13 protein-coding genes and 4 tRNA genes are annotated in these 17,561 nt (G+C 55.8%); 14 read left to right on the top strand and 3 right to left on the bottom strand.

What is annotated here, in order from left to right; genetic code table 11:
* Window positions 1–232 precede the first annotated feature (232 nt).
* From TH4_RS09125 to TH4_RS09145, 5 genes are all read left to right on the top strand, one after another.
* Entirely contained in the window at window positions 233–1,585 is a 1,353-nt protein-coding gene (locus TH4_RS09125) for an OmpA family protein (protein ID WP_064780758.1), read from the top strand.
* A gap of 344 nt (window positions 1,586–1,929) precedes the next feature.
* Window positions 1,930–3,171: an LL-diaminopimelate aminotransferase gene (locus tag TH4_RS09130; protein WP_063090045.1), complete on the top strand. Its 1,242-nt coding sequence runs from the start codon at window positions 1,930–1,932 to the stop codon at window positions 3,169–3,171.
* A 122-nt stretch (window positions 3,172–3,293) separates the two neighbouring features.
* Window positions 3,294–4,598, top strand: coding sequence for a homoserine dehydrogenase (locus TH4_RS09135; protein ID WP_064780759.1), 1,305 nt, complete (start codon window positions 3,294–3,296; stop codon window positions 4,596–4,598).
* Window positions 4,599–4,744: 146 nt separating this feature from the next.
* Window positions 4,745–5,704: a class II fructose-bisphosphatase gene (gene glpX / locus TH4_RS09140; RefSeq protein WP_064780760.1), complete on the top strand. Its 960-nt coding sequence runs from the start codon at window positions 4,745–4,747 to the stop codon at window positions 5,702–5,704.
* A gap of 145 nt (window positions 5,705–5,849) precedes the next feature.
* Window positions 5,850–7,142 carry an Hsp70 family protein gene (locus TH4_RS09145; RefSeq protein WP_064780761.1) on the top strand — a complete coding sequence of 431 codons (1,293 nt, stop codon included), beginning with the start codon at window positions 5,850–5,852 and terminating at the stop codon, window positions 7,140–7,142.
* Here TH4_RS09145 and TH4_RS09150 read toward each other — a convergent pair whose 3' ends face one another.
* Entirely contained in the window at window positions 7,143–7,460 is a 318-nt protein-coding gene (locus tag TH4_RS09150) for a hypothetical protein (RefSeq protein WP_245227800.1), read from the bottom strand.
* A gap of 197 nt (window positions 7,461–7,657) precedes the next feature.
* Between TH4_RS09150 and TH4_RS09155 the strand changes: the two genes are divergently transcribed.
* The 7 genes from TH4_RS09155 (at window position 7,658) to TH4_RS09185 (ending at window position 11,994) form a co-directional block, all read left to right on the top strand.
* The gene (locus TH4_RS09155; protein ID WP_063090037.1) at window positions 7,658–8,194 is read left to right on the top strand and encodes a peroxiredoxin; all 537 of its coding nucleotides are present in this window, start codon (window positions 7,658–7,660) and stop codon (window positions 8,192–8,194) included.
* 113 nt (window positions 8,195–8,307) lie between these two features.
* Window positions 8,308–10,068, top strand: a complete 1,761-nt coding sequence (recJ, locus tag TH4_RS09160) for a single-stranded-DNA-specific exonuclease RecJ (RefSeq protein ID WP_083997031.1) — start codon at window positions 8,308–8,310, stop codon at window positions 10,066–10,068.
* Window positions 10,069–10,148: 80 nt separating this feature from the next.
* Window positions 10,149–11,411, top strand: a complete 1,263-nt coding sequence (locus tag TH4_RS09165) for an MFS transporter (protein WP_064780763.1) — start codon at window positions 10,149–10,151, stop codon at window positions 11,409–11,411.
* 154 nt (window positions 11,412–11,565) lie between these two features.
* A tRNA-Glu gene (locus tag TH4_RS09170) sits at window positions 11,566–11,641 on the top strand.
* 37 nt (window positions 11,642–11,678) lie between these two features.
* Window positions 11,679–11,754: transfer RNA gene (locus tag TH4_RS09175), tRNA-Glu, on the top strand.
* 44 nt (window positions 11,755–11,798) lie between these two features.
* Window positions 11,799–11,874: transfer RNA gene (locus TH4_RS09180), tRNA-Glu, on the top strand.
* A gap of 44 nt (window positions 11,875–11,918) precedes the next feature.
* Window positions 11,919–11,994 (top strand) — tRNA-Glu (locus TH4_RS09185).
* Window positions 11,995–12,073: 79 nt separating this feature from the next.
* Here TH4_RS09185 and TH4_RS09190 read toward each other — a convergent pair.
* Both TH4_RS09190 and TH4_RS09195 read right to left on the bottom strand, forming a co-directional pair.
* A complete protein-coding gene (locus tag TH4_RS09190) occupies window positions 12,074–13,444 on the bottom strand; it encodes a DNA polymerase IV (protein WP_064780764.1) in 1,371 nt (456 codons plus the stop codon).
* A gap of 111 nt (window positions 13,445–13,555) precedes the next feature.
* The gene (locus TH4_RS09195; RefSeq protein WP_064780765.1) at window positions 13,556–14,854 is read right to left on the bottom strand and encodes an EAL domain-containing protein; all 1,299 of its coding nucleotides are present in this window, start codon (window positions 14,852–14,854) and stop codon (window positions 13,556–13,558) included.
* A 332-nt stretch (window positions 14,855–15,186) separates the two neighbouring features.
* On the opposite strand from TH4_RS09195, the gene TH4_RS09200 reads away from it, so the two are divergent.
* Window positions 15,187–16,596, top strand: coding sequence for an SPOR domain-containing protein (locus tag TH4_RS09200; protein ID WP_064780766.1), 1,410 nt, complete (start codon window positions 15,187–15,189; stop codon window positions 16,594–16,596).
* Window positions 16,597–16,731: 135 nt separating this feature from the next.
* Window positions 16,732–17,457: an SAM hydrolase/SAM-dependent halogenase family protein gene (locus TH4_RS09205; RefSeq protein WP_064780767.1), complete on the top strand. Its 726-nt coding sequence runs from the start codon at window positions 16,732–16,734 to the stop codon at window positions 17,455–17,457.
* The last annotated feature ends 104 nt before the right edge of the window (window positions 17,458–17,561 follow it).

Consider the following 17,561-nt stretch of genomic DNA (forward strand, 5'->3'; position numbering starts at 1 on the left):
TACAAGGTAACTTCAGAACATTTTTGCGTCTTTGCAATATCGCAAGACTTTTGACGTTCTATGTTCCGGGTATCCGATTGACGTTCCGGGTTGAAACTTTGCTTGATCCCAAGCTTATCATGGCCTTAGCCTAGCGCGTCGTTTAGGGGTAGTACAAGAATTATAAGGTGACGTTTTTGCGGATTGATTTAATGCAGACGTCGTCCAACTGAATTTGGAGCAGCGAAAAGAAATGGGCGTTCTGAAATCGACCACCGGGCAGGGGGCTTGGCAGGAGACTGCAAGGGGGAAGCTGCGGGTATTGCTGCAGACGGGCTCGGCCCTGGCTGTGGTGCTGACACTTGGCGCCTGTTCTTCGGTTCCCGATGCGATCAATCCGGTCGAGTGGGGCAAATCCGTCGGTGACATGTTTGATGGCGAAGATGAAGAGCGCGCCGTCAAATCCGACGAAGCCATTCCGGGTGAAGATGGCGAATACCCGAACCTTTCCGACACGCCCGCTAAACCGGTTGTCACCGGCGATGCAGAACGTGATGCACTGGTTGCCGGCCTGGCCGCAGACCGCCAGAATGCCCAGTATGAGCAGGGTGGCCGCCGTCAAAGCAGCCCGCCTGTGAACGCGCTGCAAGCCGCACCGGCAGCACCGGTGTCGCAACCCGCGATCAATCCGGCACCGACAACACCGGTTTCCAGCAGTTCAATGGCCGATACCGGCAGTTCTGCGGCGGCAGCTGCCACCACAAGCGCGGTAACCTCTGCACCAAGCGGCTCCAAGATTGCCGACGAATGGAATGCAAAATCACCTTCCAGTGGCCCGGTCCCGACGCCAGAAGCCCCGCCTGCAGCACCGACTGCGGCCCAGGGGGCTGATGCCCGGGCCCAGCAGCTCGCAGCCTATGAGGCAGCACAGGCCGCGCAGAGTGGACAGTCTGCACAACAGACCAGTGCGGGTACTCCTGTATCGTCTGGTGATCCGGTCATGGATCAGTATCAGCGTCGTCTGGCCGAAGGTCAGGGCGTGTTTGCCAACGAACCGGCGCCAGTGCAGACCCAGGAATTTGATTATTCGATGTATTCCGACAATGGTTCGGTGATCGTCGATGAAAGCCAGTTGGGCGGGGCGGAGCCGATGTATGGCGACTCCGCATCTTATGACATGACGGTCACCAACGATGCGCTGGCATCGCGCCTCGGTGTGCAGTCGATTGATCAGGCTGGCCCGGCTGTCAGTGAAGTGCAGATCGCACAGATCCAGTTCGCGCACGGTTCGACCAACCTTGGTGGTGCTGATTACAACGTGCTTGAACAGGTTGCGGCAACCTGGCAGCAGACCAGCGGCTTTATCCGCGTGATTGGTCATGCGTCGATGCGTACAGGCAATATGTCGCTTGAACAGCACCTGGCGGTAAACCGCCGCGTGTCCGAAGGCCGTGCAGCGGCCGTTGTGTCGCGTTTGATTGAGCTTGGCGTCAATCCGAATGCGATCTTTGTCGGTGCGGATGGCTCGGCCGATCCGCGCTACTACGAAGGCGTTCCGGCGGGCGAAGCCGGCAACCGCCGTGTCGAGATTTATCTGGATTACTGATCACGTCGATTAGAACAGTTCAGAACGAAACAGCAAAACGCGGAGGGAGAAATCCTTCCGCGTTTTTTGCGTTTGGGCATCGTACGTGCGGGATCGCGGGTGCCGAAATGGTCGGGTTTTTGCCGTCAGCCTGACGTCACCCGGTCCTTTACCCGCCGTAAATCGCATTTATGCGTATTTTCCGCGCATTAATTCGTTGAGTATGATTTCAAGAAAAGGTACATCCTTCGAATTGTACGCTATTAATGGCCTCAATAACGGGTCTAAACGCAACTTTCGAGAAATCGAGGATATGCTTTTCGCATAAAATTCGAATTTCAGTGATTTGACGAGGAAACAGGATAATGTCGCAGGACTTCCACCGCATAAAACGTCTACCGCCTTATGTATTCGCAGAAGTAAATGCGATGAAGGCGGCGGCGCGGCGAGCGGGGGAGGACATTATTGATTTCGGCATGGGCAACCCAGACCCTGCGACCCCACAGCATATCGTCGACAAGCTGGTTGAGACGGTCCAGAACCCGCGCACCCATGGCTATTCGATGTCGCGCGGCATTCCCGGCCTGCGCAAGGCTTTGGCAGCCTATTACGGTCGTCGCTTTGGCGTGGATATTGATCCGGAAACCGAAACCGTTGTGACCCTTGGTTCCAAGGAAGGTTTGGCAAACCTGGCTGCTGCGATCACAAGCCCGGGTGACATCTTTTTGGTGCCAAACCCGTCCTATCCGATCCATGCGTTCGGCTTCATCATTGCAGGCGCAGCATTGCGCCATATCCCGATTGGTCACGATGATCAGGGGACGTTCAATACCGAAAGCTTTATGGATCAGCTTCATCGCGCGGTGAAACACTCGGTCCCGAAGCCAAGTGCGGTTGTACTGAACTTCCCGGCCAACCCGACCGCTCTTGTGGTGGATCTGGCGTTCTATCAGGAAGTTGTCGATTTCTGCCGCAAGCATGAAATCTATGTGCTCTCAGATATTGCCTATTCCGAGATTTATTTTGATGGCAATCCGCCGCCCTCGATCCTGCAGTGCCAAGGGGCAAAGGATATCGCCGTTGAATTCTATTCGCTGTCGAAAACCTATTCGATGGCGGGTTGGCGTATCGGTTTTGCCACCGGCAATAAAAAGCTGATTAACGCACTGACCCGCATCAAGTCATACCTTGATTACGGTGCCTTTACCCCGGTTCAGGTCGCCGCAACCGCGGCGCTCAACGGTCCGCAGGATTGCGTCGAGGAATTCCGCAACCTGTACCGCGAACGCCGCGATATCTTTATCGAAGGGGCGCAAAGTGCCGGTTGGGAAATCCCAAGCCCGGCGGCAACCATGTTTGCCTGGGCACCGATCCCCGATGCGTTTGCCGAACTGGGTTCGCTTGATTTTTCCAAGCTGCTTTTGCAGGAGGCAGGTGTTGCCGTGGCACCGGGTCTTGGCTTTGGCGAGTATGGTGATCGCCATGTGCGTATCGCGCTTGTGGAAAACAAGCACCGCATTCGTCAGGCCAATCGCAACATCAAACAGTTCTTTGCCAAATGCCCCGATGCAGAATCTGCACGTGAACTGTTGAAGAAATCCGTCTGATATCTCATAAAGCATTCTGTGTTTCGCCCGGGACATGTCCCGGGCGTTCTGTTATCAGGGCGCTGTGATCTTTTTTGATCACGGGCGGAGCCAAAGATGTAACCACGCGACAAGGAGTTATCGTGAAAGACGTCGTCAAAATCGGTGTGGCAGGCCTTGGTACGGTCGGTGCCGGAACCGTTAAACTGCTGAGTGAACATCGCGACCTTCTGACAGACCGTTCGGGTCGCCAGATTGTCGTCACAGCGGTATCGGCGCGTGATCGAACTCGCGATCGTGGTTTTTCCACCGAAGGCCTGACCTGGTATGATGATGCCCGTGATCTTACCGCGGACAAGGATATCGACATCCTTGTCGAACTGATCGGCGGATCAGATGGCATTGCCTATGACACCTGCAAGGCCGCCCTTGAAAACGGCAAGCACGTTGTTACCGCCAACAAGGCGCTGATCGCGCTTAAGGGTGCGGAACTTGCACGGATTGCCGATGCCAACGATGTCACCATTGCCTATGAGGCGGCGGTTGCTGGCGGTATCCCGGTTATCAAGGCATTGCGTGAAGGTCTGGCTGGTAACGAGATTTCGCGCGTGACCGGTATTTTGAACGGCACGTGTAACTACATCCTGACCACAATGCGTGAACAGGGCCGTGACTTTGCCGACGTTCTGGCAGAGGCACAGAAACTTGGCTATGCCGAAGCTGATCCGACCTTTGATGTTGATGGCATTGATGCCGCGCACAAGCTTGCGATTCTGGCCAGCCTGGCCTTTGGTGTCGAGGTGGATTTCGACGCGGTTGCGGTCGAAGGCATCCGGAGCGTTTCGGCCCTTGATATCCAGCTCGCCGAAGAACTTGGTTATCGCATCAAGCTGCTTGGTATCGCCAAACAGACTGCCGAGGGTATCGAGCAGCGCGTATCCCCGGTGATGGTGGACCGTGCAACCCAGATTTCCAAGGTCGAGGGCGTCTTTAACGCGGTGGCCCTCGAAGGCGACTATGTCGGGCCAGTGATCCTTCAGGGTCGCGGGGCGGGCGAACGTCCGACCGCATCGGCGGTGGTTGCCGATATCGTCGATATCGCGGCTGGTCGTGCGGCCCCTGTGTTTGGTCTGCCGGCAGATCGGTTGAAGAAAAACGTGCGTGCGTCCCTCGACAAGCATGTTGGTGCCTATTACCTGCGCCTGATGGTTTGGGACCGCCCGGGTGTCATGGCTGAGGTGACTGCAACCCTTGCCAAGCATGGGGTGTCGATGGCGTCCATGATCCAGCATGGCCGCGCCGAAACCGAAGGCGGCGTTGTGCCGGTGGTCATCGTGGCACACGAAACGACTGAGTCCGCCATGTCGGGTGCTGTGAATGATATTGCAGCGTTCGAAAGCAATTCACAGCCGCCGGTTCTGATGCGGATTGAAAGCTTCGCATCTTAACAAAATGAACAACACATATTCGCCCCGTATCTGCCATGATGCGGGGCGATGTTGTATAGCTCGGACAGAAAATCGAGCATAAAAATAAAAAGACAACAATGAGATGGGGCCCCCAGACCCCACATCAGCAATACGAGGAAGAAGATATGGATCGAAATCTTGCGCTTGAAACGGTTCGCGTAACCGAGGCGGCGGCACTTGCGTGCTCGGGCCTGATGGGACGCGGCGACGAAAAGGCAGCCGATCAGGCCGCCGTGGACGCCATGCGCAATGCGCTTAACAGCATGGATATCAAAGGCACGGTCGTGATTGGCGAAGGCGAACGCGACGAAGCCCCGATGTTGTTTATCGGCGAAGAAGTTGGCTCCGGCGAAGGTCCGGAAATCGATATCGCGCTTGATCCGCTTGAAGGTACGACCATTTGCGCGACCGGTGGCCCGAACTCTTTGGCCGTCGTTGCCATGGCCGAAAAGGGTGGCTTCCTGAATGCGCCGGACACCTATATGGAAAAGGTTGCCGTTGGTGGTGGTCTTCCGGATGATGTTGTCGACCTTGACGCCAGCCCGGCCGAAAACCTTAAAAGCCTTGCCAAGGCAAAGGGTTGCGATGTTGCTGATCTGGTTGTGTGTATTCTTGATCGTCCGCGCCATCATGAAATCATTGCCAAAACCCGCGAAGCCGGTGCACGCATCATGCTGATCGGGGATGGCGATGTTGCCGGTGTGATCGCGACTTCGCAGAAAACCTCGGGCATTGATCTTTACATGGGTACCGGCGGCGCGCCGGAAGGTGTTCTGGCCGCAGCAGCCCTTCGTTGCATCGGTGGTCAGTTCCAGGGCCGTCTTGTTTTCCGCAACGATGACGAAATCGCGCGCGCGAAAAAATGGGGCATCGAAGACCTGACCCGCAAATACAAGCTGACCGAACTTGCCAAGGGCAATGTCATGTTTGCCGCAACCGGTGTGACCGATGGCGCGATGCTGCGTGGCGTGCGCCGCTTTGCCAATGGCGCTGAAACTGAAAGCATCGTGATGCGTTCGCAATCCGGTACCGTACGTTACGTCCGCGCCGTGCACGATTTCAGCCGGAAAATCTGGTACAAATAAGCGACCAGTTCTCAAACTTCGAAAAGGGAGTGCCTTGATGTAATTCTCGGCACTCCCTTTTTTCGTTTAATGGCTTGCAGGGGCAGGTGGACTGCGTTACATCCTCCGCCCCCTGTGACCAACACCAAATGCCGGAGCCTGCCTGATGTCGGAAATTATTGCCCTTGATTTCGGAACGACGAACTCTGTTCTTGCCGTGGCAGACAGTGCAGGAAACGTGCAATCCGCCACGTTCGAGGTCGGCACCAAAAGCTTCGATACCTATCGGACCATTCTGTATTTCTGGGAAGATCAGGATCTGAAGGCGCCGAATGCGCCGACCCATACCAAAAGCTTTTCCGGCCCGTTCGCGATTGAGGAATACCTTAAGGAAAGCCACGATTGCCGCCTGATCCAGTCGATGAAATCTTATCTGGCGGCCAAGGATTTTGAAGGCACTGATATCTTCGGGACCAACTATTCCATCGAAGATCTGATTGGTACGTTCCTGACACAGATCCATCACTTCGCGCAACACAGCCTTGGCTGGCTGGGCCAGCGGGTGATTTCCGGGCGTCCTGTCGCTTTTGCCGGCAATAATCCGGACAATGACTTTGCCGAAATGCGCTTGCGTTCGGCCTATGAGCAGGCCGGTTTCGATGTCGAGGCCATGGTGTTCGAACCACTGGCGGCATCCTATTATTACGGGCGTGAGCTTGATAAACCCGAAACCGTTCTGGTGGCCGACTTTGGCGGTGGTACCAGTGACTTTTCGCTGATCCGCTTTACGCCGGGATTGGGCATTCGCGGGGTGCAGCCGCTCTCGCACACCGGCCTTGGTGTTGCGGGTGACCGGTTTGACTATCGCATCATCCAGAAGGCCGTCTGGCCACGTCTGGGCTTTGGATCAGAATACAAATCGATGGGCGCGACCCTGCCGGTCCCGCGGCAATATTACACGGCGTTTTCGCGCTGGCACGAACTGGCCATGATGAACCAGCCCAAAACCATCAACGAAATCAAAGGTCTGATCAGGTCCGCGACCAAGCCCGATGATATCGAGGATCTGGTGGCGATCATCGAAGATGAAATGGGTTTCCACCTCTATCAGTCGGTGTCAAAGGCCAAGGCAGAGCTTTCTGAAAAAGACAGCACCATATTGCAATTCGCCCACGGCGGTGTGGAGATCGAAGAAAAACTGACCCGTGCCGATTTCGAAGCCTCGATTGCACCGGACATGGCCGAGATTGAACTGGCAGCCAAGAATTGCCTTGATCAGGCCGGTGTCGATGCGCGTGATGTCTCAAAGGTCTTCATGACCGGCGGCACATCCTATGTCCCGGCCGTGCGCAAGCTGTTCGAAGACCGCTTTGGCAAGGACCGCATCGAGATCGGACAGCCGTTCCTGTCTGTTGCACATGGATTGGCGTTGATTGCAGCGGACGAAGGCATCGTCTGATCAGCAGGCGAAGTCGCCGCCGCACTGAACCGAAAGCAACACGATTGCGAGAATGAGAAGCCCGATGGCAAGGCCGCTGAGCCCATAAAGCCAGATTGATTTCGGGTGGCGTCTGAATATCCAGGGCAAAATAGCCCCCAGAAGGCAGAGCACAGGAAATGCCAGGACGCTGAAAAACAGGAACTGGGTGTAGACGTTGTCATCTGATCCCGGTGCGTCAAACATCATTGGTGAAAACATCACCATTGGCATCGACATCAGGGCAGCAAGTATGGACAGGATGGATAATCCGATCCTGAGACCTTTTTTGTGGGGCATTGCTCGTATCCATTTTTGTTATCGCACCAGTTTGCACAGCTTTGCCGCGCAGGCAAATGGTGTGACGCAGCAAAATGTTTTTCACAATACGAAATCGATGCTTCTTTTTAAGCATTGAGTTCAGACTTATCTTGATAGCCAAAGGGCCGAACCTTGTTCGTGACAAAAGCCCGCTCTTGTATCCTGGGAGGATCATGATGAGTTCAGAAAGTGACGCACATGTGATTGAACGCCTGACGGGGCAGATCCTGCCTGCGATGGGGTTGTCTGCAACCAACGACACATCCGTTGATTTGTCGACATTGGCGGGCCGCACAGTTGTCTATGCCTATCCGCGCACGGCGGAGCCCGGGGTGCCGTCACCGGAAGGCTGGAATGAAATTCCCGGTGCCAAGGGCTGTACGCCGCAATCCTGTTCGTTCCGCGATCACGCCTCGGAATTGCGTGCGGTCGGGGTCGAAAACCTGTTCGGGCTTTCAAGCCAGACAACCGATTATCAAAAAGAAGCAGCCGAGCGCCTTCATCTGCCATTTGCTTTGCTGTCGGATGCTGATCATCGCTTTAAGGAAGCCATGGCGATGCCGGATTTTGAGGCCGATGGCATGCGCCTGTTCAAGCGGCTGACCATGGTCATTGATGATGGCAAGATCACCAAGGTGTTCTATCCCGTCGATGATCCCGCCGCAGACGCCGAGAACGTTTTGAAATGGTGCGGCGAAAACCCGGCCGGCTAGGGATTTCGAACTCTCGGCGCTGTTTGATCGATTGGCAAAATATCCGGTTTCAGACCGCCTGAGATTGCGCTATTCCATAGGGCATGACAGAACATTCACAAGAGAAGACTTTTATGGGTATCGAGCGATCCGTCACCGGCAAATGGTGGCGGGAACGCACAAATGACGAGCGATTGGCAACCACGATTGCGCAGCGTTTCGGCGTGCCCGAAATTGTTGGCCGGGTGATGGCCGCGCGCGGCATTGACCTTGATGACGCCGAAAGTTTCCTGTCACCGACACTGCGCGATTTGATGCCCGATCCTTCCAGCTTGCAGGATATGGACAAGGCCGCCGCGCGCATTGCTGATGCGGTTGAGGCGGGCGAGGGGATTGCGGTGTTTGGCGACTATGATGTCGATGGCGCGACCAGTACGGCGTTGTTGAAACGGTTTTTCCGCTCCATTGGCGTTGATGTTCCTGTCCATATTCCCGATCGCATGAAAGAGGGCTATGGCCCGAATGCGCCAGCCCTTCTGGAGCTGCAGCGCAAGGGCGCCAAACTGATCCTGACGGTTGATTGCGGGGTGACCGCCTATGCCCCACTGCAAGAAGCCCGCGATGCCGGGATCGAAATCATTGTTGTCGACCACCACGCGGCAGAGCCAGAATTGCCGCCTGCGGTCGCGGTCGTGAACCCCAATCGGCTGGATGATGAAAGCGGGCTTGGGCATCTTTGTGCAGCTGGTGTGGCGTTTTTGGTCTGTGTGGCGTTGTTGCGCGAATTGCGCAATCGCGGCTGGCTTGAAAAGAAGGGCGTTCGCGCACCCGATTTGCGCAACTGGCTTGATCTGGTTGCCCTTGGAACGGTGTGTGACGTGGTGCCGTTGCGCGGATTGAACCGGGCGTTTGTGACCCAGGGCCTTAAGGTGATGAAGCACCGGTCCAATGTCGGCATGACATCACTTGCCGATATTGCCGGAGTCAACGAAGTGCCGAGTGCCTATCACCTGGGTTATGTCCTTGGGCCGCGTGTGAATGCCGGTGGGCGCGTTGGCGAAAGTTTTCTGGGCACTACCCTGCTTTCGGGCGAGAACCCCGCAGAGGCGCAGGATATCGCCCGCAGGCTTGATGAATATAACCGTGAGCGTAAGGCAATCGAGGATATCGTCCTTGATCAGGCCATCAGTGCGGTGGAGGGCAAGTCAAAAGTCGGCTCCATGGTGCTGGTCGGCGGCGATGACTGGCATCCCGGCGTAATCGGTATTGTCGCAAGCAGACTTAAGGATCGCTATCACGTGCCTTCGCTTGTGATGGGCAAGGTTGACGGGGTCTATAAGGGGTCTGCGCGTTCTGTGCGCGGGATTGATCTGGGCGATGCGATTATCGCGGCCCGTCAGGCCGGGCTTTTGATCAACGGTGGCGGGCACCATATGGCGGCGGGCTTTACCCTTGACCCCGAAAAGCTTGACGCGTTCGAGGCCTTCCTTGAGGAACGCTTTGCCAAGATAATCGCCGAAAATGATATTCGCCCGACGATCACCGTCGATGGGGCGTTGCATGCCAAGGGCGCGACACTTGAGCTTATCGACTCACTTGAAAAGCTTGGTCCGTTCGGGGCAGGCAATGCCGAGCCCAGATTTGCCTTTGTCGATTGCCGGGCGGTCAAGGCCGACGTTGTCGGACAGGATCATGTGCGCTGTATCCTTACCGGGTCAAACGGGCAGGGGCGGCTTAAGGCAATTGCATTCAGATGCCTTGATAATGATATGGGCCAGACCCTGATCAAACATGGCGGGCGCCCGTTGCATGTTCTGGGGCATTTGCGCCGCGATAGCTGGCAGGGGCGTGATGGTGTGCAACTTATCATTGATGATGTGGCCTTGCCGGTCTAGCGACATGACCCCGGGCAGGGCAGCTATGATGCTGCAAATGCTTGCCGTTATGGATTGATCAGACTAATCCTGAAGGCACCATGACACAAAATTCGCGCCCCACACCCACCTCTGCGAAGCCCGAGCATGGCCTCGGATCGTTTCTGATCGTTCTGATGCCGATCATGCTGGCCTTTTCGCTTAGCCAGTTTTTCCGTTCTGCCCAGGCGCTGCTTGCCGGGCCGCTTCGTGAACAGCTTGCCGTGACACCCGAACAGCTTGGCCTGATATCGGGCAGCTTCCATTTTGCCTTTGCGCTCATGCAAATCCCCGTAGGGGTGCTGCTCGACCGGTATGGGCCGCGCCTGACCAACGGGTTTCTGACCATGGTCACCGTGGCGGGTGTCTTTATCTTTGCCAATGCGCAAAGCGTGCTGGGCCTGATGGCGGGCCAAGCGGTGATTGGCGTTGGCTGTTCGGCAGCCTTCATGTCGGCACTGGTTTTGGCCGCGCGCTGGACCGCACCCGAAAAGTTTGCCGCCGCATCCGGTTTGATTGTTTCGTTCAGTTTGATGGGGGTTCTGGCATCGGCAACGCCGCTTGCGACACTGGTCGAGGCCTATGGCTGGCGGGCAGTTTATTACGGATTGGCCGGTATTGCGTTGATTGCGGTTGTGCTTGATTTCATTCTGGTCCGCGACAACCCGCCGGGCCATGCAACCCATGCCCAGCGCGGCGAAAGTGTCGGTGATGTCCTGCGCGGTATGGTGTCGGTCTGGTCAAACCGGCAGGTCTGGTTGCTGTCGGGGGTGGCGTTTTTCAGTTATCCGACGATCCTGACAGTGCGGGGCCTGTGGGGTGGGCCTTATTTGCATGACGTGTTTGATCTGGGCGCGGTCGAGGTTGGCAATATCCTTCTGGTCATGACGATTGGCATGATCATTGGTCCGCCGACCTACGGGCAACTGTCGCGCATGATGCCTGACAATACCCGTGGCCTGATCGTCTTTGCCGTGCTGGTCGGGGCGGTTGCCTGCCTGTTGCAGGCCTTTGTCGGGCCGATGGGCACTGGCATCGCCATGGTGTTGATGTTGCTGCACGGCTTCCTTGGCAGCAGTGCGACGCTTAATTACGCCGCATCGCGCAAGGCGGTGGCCGAACATCAGATTGGCCGGGCACTGACCACGATCAATCTTGCGACATTTGGCGGTCTGTTTGTCCTGCAAGGCATTGCCGGGCTGATTGTCGGTCATTACGAGGCCGACCCGGATACCGGTTACAAGGCGATGTTTGTCTTTTTGGGCTGTGGTCTTGCTGTGGCGGGGATCAGTTTCTGGATTGGAACCCGACGACGCGGCCAATAAACCGTCTGGTTAAACAGTGTGTCAGGGTTTTTCAGTATTTGGTCGGGAATGGCATCATTTACGCCAAGGGATTAAAAAAAACGTCACAGGGGCGAAAAAGCCGCTTGACCTGACCCCACCCAATCGCTAAAAACCGGCCTCGTTAACGCGCTGCGTCCCCTTCGTCTAGAGGCCTAGGACACCGCCCTTTCACGGCGGCAACAGGGGTTCGAATCCCCTAGGGGACGCCACTCGTTAACATAGACTGACTTCGATTGGTGCGTATGTGTCCCCTTCGTCTAGAGGCCTAGGACACCGCCCTTTCACGGCGGCAACAGGGGTTCGAATCCCCTAGGGGACGCCACCAACCGAAAGTTACGACATTCGCACATAAATGCTTGTGCCTGTGTCCCCTTCGTCTAGAGGCCTAGGACACCGCCCTTTCACGGCGGCAACAGGGGTTCGAATCCCCTAGGGGACGCCACCAACCGAAAGTTACGACATTCGCACATAAATGCTTGTGCCTGTGTCCCCTTCGTCTAGAGGCCTAGGACACCGCCCTTTCACGGCGGCAACAGGGGTTCGAATCCCCTAGGGGACGCCATCTTTTTCCAAATATAAATCAATATGTTAGCGCGTAAATGTCGCGCGGTGCATGATTTGTCCTTTCTGCGATTTCGCTTCTAGAAACGAAATTTGTGTTGGCGTGGTGCCATCTTTTTGTGTTGCCGATAACGCCGTGTAAGGCTTTCGCGCAATTGTTCGGCAGTCGGGCGGGGCAGGTCGATGACCGTGCGCGGGGTTTCTGGTGTGATTGCGTCTGACTGCGCGGCATCATCGGTGATAGCAGCAATATCCCCGGCAAACAAATCAACCGGATCAGCCATATCGGCGTCGTAAAGGTCGGCGACCCCGACGCCAAGCAACCGATAGCGCGTGCCATCGATTTCCTTTTTAAGCAACGTCAGCGCAGCATCCAGAATGACGTCTTCACGCAATGTCGGGTACGTCAGGCGCATATTCCGCGTGCGGAGCTTGAAGTCCGATGATTTCAGTTTCAGGATCACGGTGTGTCCGGCGATTTCCTTGCGCGCCAGATCGCTTGCAACCCTTGAGGTGAGGCGGGTGGCGATCTCGGATAGTTCGGACAGGCTTGCGATATCTTCGTTGAATGTGGTTTCCGAAGACAGGCTTTTGCGTTCCGTGCTTTGCTCCACACGCCGGTTGTCTTCACCGCGCGAAAAGTAAAAGAACCGCTTGCCGATGCTGCCATATCGGCCCTGAAGGGTATGGATGTCCATTTCCTGCAGCTGCCCGATGGTTTTAACGCCATCTGCATGCAGTTTGCGCTCCATCGCGGGGCCAACACCCCACATCATGCGCACTGGCTTGTCGGCCAGGAAATCAAGCGCCTCACGCCGCCCGATCATGGAAAAGCCAAACGGCTTGTTGAGGTCCGATGAAATCTTGGCAAGAAACTTGTTATAGGAAAGCCCGATCGAGACCGTAATGCCGACTTCGCGTTTGATCGTCGCCTGAAGATCAATCAGGCATTCTGCCGCCGATTTGCCGTGGGTTTCCATGGCTTTGGTCAGGTCCATAAAGGCCTCGTCAATCGACAGCGGTTCGATATCGGGGGTGAGTGCGCGCATCATGTCGCGAATGCGATAGCCTTCGCGCTGATACTTTTTCATATCGGATTTCAAAAACACCGCATCGGGGCAGAGTTCCCGTGCCTTGAAGGCCGGCATGGCGGACCGAACACCATATTTGCGCGCAACATAACAGCATGTCGCAACAACACCACGATGACCGCCGCCAATAATAACGGGCTGATCGATCAATTCCGGCCGGTCACGCTTTTCAATCGAGGCATAAAAAGCATCGCAATCAAGATGACCAATCGAAAGCTCCGGCAGTTCCGGGTGGGCGATGGCGCGCTTGCAGGAACAGACCGGGCAGGGCACATAAGACCCGCTACCGCTTTTGGGCAGCGGTCGGTCAAGATGCAGTCGCCATTTGTGATGGCAATCCGGGCAAAGCGCGTACAACATGCTTATGTGTACTGCTTTTGTTCCTGTTTTGCCAAGGGGTGAAATGAAGGTGGTCGCCGGTAGACCAAGGCTACTGACCGGTTTGTCAGGAGGATGTCTGGCGGCGGTCGGTTATCGCGTCGGCTTGTCGTCGGTTGGCCTTGTCGGGGCAGGTCTGACGGGCTTTTTGGCGTCGCGCTTGGCGCGGCGCTGCCGGGCGATCATGTTGTCGATATAGCGCCCCTGGAACAGGGTAATGCCAAGCGACTGGCCGAACTTGATCGCGGTGGGTGAATCACAGCGGCACAGAATCACACGTTCCCGGCCGGAGTTTTTCACCAGACTGTCCATTTCCGAATATTTTTTGCGGATGACATTATCGGTCATCTCTTCGCGCCATGCGACTTTGATAAAGTCGGCCTTAAGGCGTTTGCGATCAACAAAGGACAGGGCTTCGACCGTCAGGTTGTCGATCAGAATGCGATAGCCGCGTTCATGGAAATCGTCACGCACCCTGAGATAGGTTTCAAGGTTTGAAAACAGATCAACCTGATTAAGCTCGATGATCACGTTACCCTGCCAGTTGCGGCGCACGGTTTCATCAAACTTGTCAAAATCCTTGGACGTCAGGGTGCCAAGATTAAGGTTGATCGAGAACGAACTTGCATGCGTCTTGAAGGTTCGCTTGCACAGGTAGTTCAGCATGCGTTTGTCGAGTGTCTCGGTCATGTGCTGGAACAGCCAGCGGTTTGATGCCAGATCAATATTGGGCATCAGCGCGTTGCGCAGATCGGTGATTGAGACAAAGAACTCGTCAAAGACAGGGTGCAGTTCCTTGGAACTGCCATGGGCAAAGACACAGACCGGTTGCTGGCGAATATGTTCGGACAGATCGGCAGTGTGAATGGTTTCTTCAAGTTCGCCGAGGTTTTCGGCCGTGATCGGGTTGAGGACGTTGTTGTCTTTTTCACGCTGGATGGCGCTGCGCATATTCAGGCTTTTCTGAAGCTTTTTCGCGCGCTCATCAAGGTGCTGACAGAGCAACAGGAATTCCTGGAACTCGGTATTGAGGTTGTACCAGGTGCAGAAACCGGTTTCCTCGCTGTCGTCCTGTGAAAGCGGATCATCGCGGAACAGATAGCGCAGCGTATCAACGGCCGGTTCGACATCGGCAATCGATTTGTCTTTCCAGACAAAGATCAAATCATTGTTGGTCAGCACAAAGATACGGCCGACGTAGAGTTTGACATAGCTTTCAAAGGTATTGGTCGCAACGCGGATATGATAATCGCGGCGATGGAACGGCTTTAGGCGCGACAGGTGAATATGTACCGCCCGGTGCCCGTATTTACGGGTCTCCAGCCGTTGCACATAATCCAGCAACAGGTATTCCTGAAGGGCCTGTTGGCCATATTGCTGCGGTTCAATCACGCCGAAACCCCTGAAAGAGAAAACGTTTTTGTCTGATTATTAGGTTGTTTGAATACACCGAAGACCGAAGTCTGATCAAACCATAATGTTCTGAAAGTCTGGTTAATGGTTATATGGCTGATGTTAGCACTATTCTATGTATAGAAACTATACGTATGGCAGGACAAGTGTCGCGTCAAAAACAGTGATTAATTTGCTTTAACGAATTGTTGGCAAGCAGGGTGCAAAATCAAGGCTGTATGGGGGAAGTCCATGCCGGGTTTTGCTGGAATATGAACCGGCACTACAGCATGATTTCCGAAACGGGTTTTATGGAATAGGGGATTGGCGCCATGCAGGTATCCGCAAAGCGGACCGGAAACTGGCTGAAAATCGGCAAGGGTATTGCTGTGATCGGTATGGTTTCATGGGTGTCGGCCTGTGCGCCGCTGCTGGATCAGGATTTCTGGGACGAGGCAACGTCCTTTACCGATGACAATTACACGGCATTGGGGCTGCAGCAGATGGCGACGGGGGACTATGCCTCTGCCGAAAAGCTTTTTGATGAAGCATTGCGCAAAAATCCGCAAGATGGCCACGCGATGCTGTGGCGTTCCGTTCTTTATCAAAATACCAACCGCCCGGACCGGGCCCGGGATGGTTACGATACGCTGATTGCGATGAACCCGGCTGGAACAGTTTTGATGACCACAGCGGCAGGAACCCAACCGCGCCCGCTGCGGGATGCAGCTGAATTCAACCTGTCGCGGCTTCAACGCGGCCTGCCCGGGTCGCTGAGTATCAATGATCAGATCATCAGCGGGCCGTCGGGCCTTGGCAATGGTGCTGCGGCTGTGGCCGCCGGTCGTGCCACAAACGCGCCGATGACGGGCAACCCGGCTTCGTCCATGACAAGCGCGTCAGCCAGGCCGATGGATGTGCCGGCCGGTGCGGCCTTGTCGGCAGGAGACGAGGCAATTGCCAAACGGTTTGCGATCTTGCGCAACCTGCAGTCCACCGGACTTGTCACGCCCGAGGAATATTCCGCCCGGCGTTCGGCAAACCTTGGTGCCTTGCTGCCCATGAGCCAACCGGCGCCGTCGGCATTCTTGAATAACCCGCCGCCAGAAGGCGAACAGGTCGAACAACGTCTTAATCAGCTTAACCGTGCGCTTCAGATCGGGGCGATTACCGTGCAGGAACATGTTGCAGAACGCACCGCCATTCTCGATGCGTTATTGCCAGCCCAGCCGCGCCAACGCGCAACCCCGCCGCCAGCGCCGCAAGGTCTGATGGATGCCGCACGCCAGATTGCACGCATCGAAGACCTTCAGCAGATGAAGCTGGTGACACCCGATGAGTTCAAGCGCGAACGTGACGCGATTGAGGCCGCCATTGTCGAACCGGCACAGGGCACGGCAATGACCCTTAATTCCGGGGAACCGGTTCGCCGGGTCGCCACGGGTGAAAGCCGCCCGGTTCAGGCGGCTGAGGAAATGGCAAGCGCGCCTGCCGTAATGGCAAGTGGCGCCAAATCCGTTCATCTGGCGTCTTATCGTAACGAGGCACAGGCAGAACGCGGCTGGCAGATCCTGAGCAGCCGTTATGGCCAACTTGCCCCGCTTCAACATGGTGTGACGCGCGCCAGCATTCCGGGCAAGGGCACCTATTACCGCCTGATGGCAACGGGGCTAAGCGATAGTGCGGCAAGCTCCCTGTGTGCGGAGCTTAAACGACGCGGCCAGTTCTGCGAGGTCAAGTAGCACTTCGGGTCCATGGACCTTATCTTAAAAGAATAGCGACACCGCCGGTGGGATCAAAATGTTGCCACCGGCGTTGTTGTCTTCAAGCTAGGTCCTGAGCCTAACCCTATTCAACCGATGTCCCGGTAACATGCCATGATCTTTGTCTTTAGCGATTTTGGTGTAAACGGCCCCTATAGCGGCACCATGCGGTCGGTCGTGATGCGTCATGCGCCGGATGTGCCGATCTGCGATCTGATGTGCGATGCGCCGGACCGGAATCCGAAAGCAGCGAGTTATCTTTTGGCGGCCGTGACCCGCGAATTTCAGGCGGGCGATGTGGTTTTGGCGGTTGTTGATCCGGGCGTGGGTAGCACGCGTCAGGGGCTTGTCGTTAGGGCCGACGGTGTTTCATATGTCGGGCCGGATAATGGTTTGTTTGAAATGATTGTACGGCGTGCCGAAAAGGTATCGATCAAGGTCATTGACTGGATGCCCGATGATGCCTCGGCAAGCTTCCATGGTCGGGATATCTTTGCCCCGATTGCCGCACGGATTGCAACCGATCAGGCTTTTGCATCACATCTGATCGCACTTGATGCGCGGTTCGGTCCGGCACAGGATTGGCCCGATGAATTGGCCGAAGTGATCTATGTCGATCCCTATGGCAACCTGATGACGGGACTTTCTGCGCGTTCACTTGATGAAAAAATCACGGTCAATGCGCATATCGTTTCCGGGGCGCGGACTTTCTCCGACGTGCCGGAAGGATCGGCTTTCCATTACCGCAATTCGATCGGGCTCTGTGAAGTGGCGGTGAATTGCGGACGCGCCGATAAAATGATGGGCGCTGTGATCGGAAGCACTGTTGGCGTGAATTGAATATGTTACGTGCAATCGATGATTGGTTCGTAAGTATGTGATGTGATCGTTTGAAGGTGTGATAACTGGTGTTTGCGATAAGCAATCAATCCTTGAGCAGGGCT

The sequence above is a fragment of the Thalassospira tepidiphila MCCC 1A03514 genome (assembly GCF_001662875.1).
In the GTDB taxonomy this organism is placed as follows: Bacteria; Pseudomonadota; Alphaproteobacteria; order Rhodospirillales; family Thalassospiraceae; genus Thalassospira; species Thalassospira tepidiphila.